Genomic DNA, 5,700 nt, shown 5'->3' on the forward strand with positions numbered 1-5,700 from the left:
CGTCTCATCCACCAAACCTCCAACCGTGATCCATCTCTCCTGTGGATATTCGTCTCTCGGGTTGCACATGATATTTTTTTGCAGAACGTAAAGCACACCGGCAGCGATCAGGCGTCGATATGCAAATTAAAGATACAATGCCGTAAAAAGGTTACCGTCGCAAACTCGACAGCTACTAGCTGTCGGGTGCTGCGACTTGTTCTGCCGATTAGTTTTCCCCGCTTTTCTGGTTACTTCCAAGAGCTAGTCTGAACCCATCTTTCTTGCTCACAACTTATGGCACGTGACACCCGAATTCGTGTGCCTTGCGAGGATAACCAATGAATAACTTGAGTAATCAAACTTATGGTTTCAACCTTCGAGCCAACTCGGAATAATCAACCTTTCTGGAAGTGCTGAGTTTTTTTTGCAGAACGTAAAGCACACCGGCAGCGATCAGGCGTCGATATACCAATTAAAGATACAATGTCGTAAAAAGGCTACCTGTCGCAAACTCGACAGCTACTAGCTGTCGGGTGCTGCGACTTGTTCTGCCGATTTGTTTCCCCCGCTATTCTCGTTGCTTTCAAGAGCAAATCGGAATCCATCTTTATTGATCACAACTTATGGAACGTGACACCCGAATTCGTGTGCCTTGCAGGGAAAACCGATGATTCCACTGAGTGAACAAACTTATGGTTTCATCCTTCGATCCGATTCGGAATAATCAACCTTTCTGGAAGTGCTTAGTTTTTTTGCAGAACGTAAAGCTCACCCGCCACGATGAAATGGTAGATGAACGAATTAATAGATTTCCTTTTGAGAAACAGAAACAAAACCTGGCACGGCGGCTACTAGTGGTCGGGTGCAGCGACTTGTTATGCAATTAGTTTCCTCCGTCTTTCCTGATGCTTTTACGAACGACTCGGAATACAGATTTCAGCGAATCTCGATCAAGCATTCATTCCGCCTTGCGAGAATAACCGATGAATCCACTGAGTGAACAAACTTATGGTTTCATTCTTCGAGCCGATTCGGAATAGTCAACCATTTGAATGATCTGCCTATTTTTTCGCATAACGTAAAGCACACCGGCGGCGATGTGCTAGTTGATATACGATTAAAGTCTCATTCCTGTAAAACCGGTCGCAAAACCTGACTGCTAGCTTGCTAGCCGTCGGGTGCTGCGACTTGTTAGGCTTTATTTTGCATAATGCAACCCCAGCCATCATAATCGACATTAAAAAGCTCGGAGACGCAAAGCATCAGGCCAGAGACTGAGCATATGATGTTTTGTTCAATTGGCATTTCGACGAATACTGAAATCCTGAAAACTTCATCTACTTTTGTAACCGTTGTTTTGCCATAATGGTTATCTTCAATAAACGATGCGACAAGTTCGGCTTTTTCTTCATCACTAGCGTTTATTGTGAAATCAACAGTCCTAGGGACAGAAAACTTATCTCCGTGAGAGTCGTTTTGAATAAGCAGTTTCGTGTCCTCTTCGGAATTGATGAGTAGTTGTTCGACGATTTTCATGATTTTTTTGCCTAACGTAAAGCTCACCCGCCACGATGAAATGGCAGATGAACTGATTAATAGGTTTCCTTTTGAGAAACAGAAATAAAACCTGGCCAGTCAGCTACTAGTGGTCGGGTGCAGCGACTTGTTATGCAACTTGGTTTCCTCCGTCTTTCTTGATGCTTTTACGAGTGATTCGGAATACAGATTTCAGCGAATCTCGATCAAGCATTCATTCCGCCTTGCGAGAATAACCGTTGAATCCACTGAGTGAACAAACTTATGGTTTCATCCTTCGAGCCGATTCGGAATAGTCAACCATTTGAATGATCTGCCTATTTTTTCGCATAACGTAAAGCACACCGGCAGCGATCATGCGCCGATATACGAATTAAAGATACAATGTCGTCAAAAGGTTACCTGTCGAAAACTCGACAGCTACTAGCTGTCGGGTGCTGCGACTTGTTGGGCTTGTTTGGATATTACCAGAGCCTATCTACTATATGACGCTTAATGGTTATGCCATCATCAGTAACCACGCCGAAAATCCAGTAAGGAATACCCTCATTCTGGTAAAGCCACATCTCCTCACCCTCAGCCAATTCGAGAGCATCTCCATTAAGAGGAATACTCTTAACTTCTGAATACAGAATCTTAGAGGGCTTGCCGTAAATTTTTATTAGCTCAGGTAACGAAGAGGTATTGTTCAAATGCCGCTTTGCCTTCTGAACATGAAATTCGGTCATCACTGGAAGATGCAAAACCGCAAATAGAATGGTTATGACTATTAACAGCTTGTATCGTCGCTTCATAATATTTTGCCCAACGTAAAGCTCACCGGCCATGATGAAATGGTTGATGAACCGATTAATAAATTTCCTTTTGGTAAACAGAAACAAAACCTGACACGGCGGCTTCTAATGGTCGGGTGCAGCGACTTGTTCGGTTTGTTATTTATATTACCTTCGCTGCAGCAGAAACACCACTACATACTCTTGATAGTCTATAATCCATATAGTCGAATACTGGTCTCGAGAATCAATCCTAAGCGCTCTACCCAAGCCTTGTGAATATTCCTCATCTAGTAGATCAAACTCTGGAGCTTCATCTATCTCAGTACCAGCCTCGAAACTTTCCTTACCATACATCAAGGTTGCCTTTGTGCAGACGAAATCATATAGATTATACTCCACGCCTTTTTTTGAAAAAACCAATGCGCGTTCGCTAAAGTGCATTGAGCTATCAGAGACATCATTAACTACTGGTAATCCTATGGATTCAGCAAGTGGATGGGGCTTCTGAGTCTTAAAGATCAGAAACCAACAGCACACAATCACAACGATCACTGAAACTCCGAAAAACAGACTTTTTTCGAGGTGTGTCATTTTTTACCGAACGTAAAGCACACCGGCAGCGATCAGGCGCCAATATGCGAATTAAAGATACAATGACGTAAAAGGATTACCTGTCGCAAACTCGACAGCTACTAGCTGTCGGGTGCTGCGACTTGTTCTGCCGATTAGTTCCCCCCACTTTTCTGGTTCCTTTCAAGAGCGACTCGTAATCAAGCTTTGTTGCACACAATTTATGAAACGTGACACCCGAATTCGTGTGCCTTGCAAGGAAAGCCGATGATTTCACTGAGTAATCAAACTTATGGTTTCATCCTGCGAGCCGATTCGGAATAGTCAACATTCCTGGAAGTGCTGAGTTTTTTTGCAGAACGTAAAGCACACCGGCCGCGATGTAGCAGATGCACAAGTTTATAAGTTTCAATTATGTAGAACAGTCGAAAAACCTGGCCAGTTAGCTACTAGCGGTCGGGTGCTGCGACTTGTTCGGCTTGTTTGGGTATACCTCTATAATGGACAACATGCGCAAAGATTACAATCACTGCACCAACTGGCCATGCTATGGCAACCCCAGTCTCATAATCACTCCCATTAGCCCCTAATAAGCAGGGCAAAAGACTTAATCCCAATCCAATAGTTGAAACAGTAATTTTTGCTCGCGTTGTTCTTGCCTTCTCTAATGAAAACAGCCCTATGCTTACAATTGGAGCTTCGATGAATAAAAAAGGAAAACCAAAGACAGCAAAAAACAAACCAGCAGGCAAAGCGTAGGTTGTATCCATAGATGCAAATCCGACAATTATTGCCCCTGCAAGATGCACCAATAGAATAACGCCTATGTATCGAAGAACGACCACTGATATATTTTTTGCCGAACGTAAAGCTCACCCGCCACGATGAAATGGCAGATGAACGGATTAATAGATTTCCTTTTGAGGAATAGAAACAAAACCTGGCCGATCAGCTACTAGTGGTCGGGTGCAGCGACTTGTTATGCAATTTGGTTTCCTCCGTCTTTCCTGATGCTTTTACGAATGACTCGGAATACAGATTTAAGCGAATCTCGATCAAGCATTCATTCCGCCTTGCGAGAATAACCGTTGAATCCACTGAGTGAACAAACTTATGGTTTCATCCTTCGAGCCGATTCTGAATAGTCAACCATTTGAATGATCTGCCTATTTTTTCGCATAACGTAAAGCACACCGGCAGCGATGTACCAGTTGCGCAAGGTTTAAAGTTTCAATCGTGTAGAACAGCCCGAAAAACCTGGCCAGTCAGCTACTAGCTGTCGGGTGCTGCGACTTGTTGGGCTTGTTTTGTTACTGAACTACCATGGAAAAAGACAGAAAAAACAAAAATCACAAACGGCAGCAACCAAATCAGACAAAATAACGATGGATTAAGTAAGCGTAATATACTCATCGGCCAGTTCCCCATCCCAGAATCATCCCAATAGAACCAGCCGTATCCCATGTCTGAAATGGCAGAAAGATCATCTCTCTCCATCTGCTCTTCTTTTTGGATTGCAAAGTAGTCACCAAGGGGCAAAGCGACTGCCCAGATACCAATGGTCACATTTATAAAAAGCAAAGCAGCAAGACTCCGATTCAGCGCATTATGGAGCGGCCAAAACCGATATATTAGCGATGTGACACTCACTGATATTAGCACAGCCGCTAATAAACCATATATGTGGAAAGGCCTGATGAAGTCATTAGCGCCTCTGACATCCATCATCAAATCCAATGGCATATACAGAATAGCACAGGTGCCAATTCCTAGAATGATAGCTCTCATATTTTTTTGCCCAACGTAAAGTTCACCCGTGGCGATGAAACCGTGGATGAAAAGATTAAAGTTTCAATTTTGATTAACAGTCACAAAACCTGACACCGTAGCTACTAGCCATCGGGTGCAACGTCTTGTTAGGCCTGTTTATTTCTAGAACGTTTCCACGACTTATACAAAAGAAGCCGCTCTTCACGAGGCATATTCCTAGCATGTGGATGTTCTTTTAGAAAAGGCTCTTCTTCGTATGGTGAAAAAGGAACTGGCAATAGAGAGTAAAACCCTCTTGCGAAGAAGAAAATCATCACTCCATATAGTACATATTCGATCACCCCACCACGTTGAGGTTGTGTGAGCCCATTATATGCGATGAAAGCCAATAAAATCGTGATCGTTGATAAATATATTTCTTTCATATGAATTAATCTTGCTATGATTTGATTTGCCTAACGTAAAGCACACCGGCCGCGATGTGCCAGCTGCCCAAATTTATAACTTTCAATCCTGTAAACCAGCCAAAAAACCTGGCCACTCAGCTACTAGCGGTCGGGTGCTGCGACTTGTTCGGCCACTATTCTTCATAAGGCAAGGGAAAGACTGTGTAAGTCGCAAACAGACACCAAGGCCANCATATTCGATCACCCCACCACGTTGAGGTTGTGTGAGCCCATTATATGCGATGAAAGCCAATAAAATCGTGATCGTTGATAAATATATTTCTTTCATATGAATTAATCTTGCTATGATTTGATTTGCCTAACGTAAAGCTCACCCGCCACGATGAAATGGCAGATGAACGGATTAATAGATTTCCTTTTGAGGAATAGAAACAAAACCTGACCGGTCAGCTACTAGTGGTCGGGTGCAGCGACTTGTTATGCAATTAGTTTCCTCCGTCTGTCCTGATGCTTTTACGGATGACTCGGAATACAGATTTCAGCGAATCTCGATCAAGCATTCATTCCGCCTTGCGAGAATAACCGTTGAATCCACTGAGTGAACAAACTTATGGTTTCATCTTTCGAGCCGATTCGGAATAATCAACCATTTGAACGCG

General features: G+C 43.2%; 6 protein-coding genes. All 6 read right to left on the reverse strand.

From position 1 onward, the window contains the following. Nucleotides 1-1,173 precede the first annotated feature (1,173 nt). The 6 genes from HW115_RS19205 to HW115_RS19230 all read right to left on the reverse strand — a co-directional run bounded on the left by HW115_RS19205 (nucleotide 1,174) and on the right by HW115_RS19230 (nucleotide 5,059). Entirely contained in the window at nucleotides 1,174-1,518 is a 345-nt protein-coding gene (locus HW115_RS19205) for a ribonuclease E inhibitor RraB (RefSeq protein WP_178935199.1), read from the reverse strand. Between the two features lie 464 nt (nucleotides 1,519-1,982). Continuing rightward, nucleotides 1,983-2,345, reverse strand: coding sequence for a hypothetical protein (locus tag HW115_RS19210; RefSeq protein ID WP_178935201.1), 363 nt, complete (start codon nucleotides 2,343-2,345; stop codon nucleotides 1,983-1,985). Nucleotides 2,346-2,459: 114 nt separating this feature from the next. After that, complete coding sequence (locus HW115_RS19215) at nucleotides 2,460-2,885, reverse strand: hypothetical protein (RefSeq protein ID WP_178935204.1); 426 nt, start codon at nucleotides 2,883-2,885, stop codon at nucleotides 2,460-2,462. A 428-nt stretch (nucleotides 2,886-3,313) separates the two neighbouring features. Next, the gene (locus tag HW115_RS19220; protein WP_178935206.1) at nucleotides 3,314-3,634 is read right to left on the reverse strand and encodes a hypothetical protein; all 321 of its coding nucleotides are present in this window, start codon (nucleotides 3,632-3,634) and stop codon (nucleotides 3,314-3,316) included. Nucleotides 3,635-4,136: 502 nt separating this feature from the next. Further along, on the reverse strand, nucleotides 4,137-4,652 hold the full coding sequence (locus HW115_RS19225) for a hypothetical protein (RefSeq protein ID WP_178935208.1): 516 nt from the start codon (nucleotides 4,650-4,652) through the stop codon (nucleotides 4,137-4,139). Between the two features lie 128 nt (nucleotides 4,653-4,780). Next, nucleotides 4,781-5,059, reverse strand: coding sequence for a hypothetical protein (locus HW115_RS19230; protein ID WP_178935210.1), 279 nt, complete (start codon nucleotides 5,057-5,059; stop codon nucleotides 4,781-4,783). Between the last annotated feature and the right edge of the window lie 641 nt (nucleotides 5,060-5,700).

Origin of the sequence: Oceaniferula marina (assembly GCF_013391475.1) — a bacterium.
Classification (GTDB): Bacteria; Verrucomicrobiota; Verrucomicrobiia; order Verrucomicrobiales; family Akkermansiaceae; genus Oceaniferula; species Oceaniferula marina.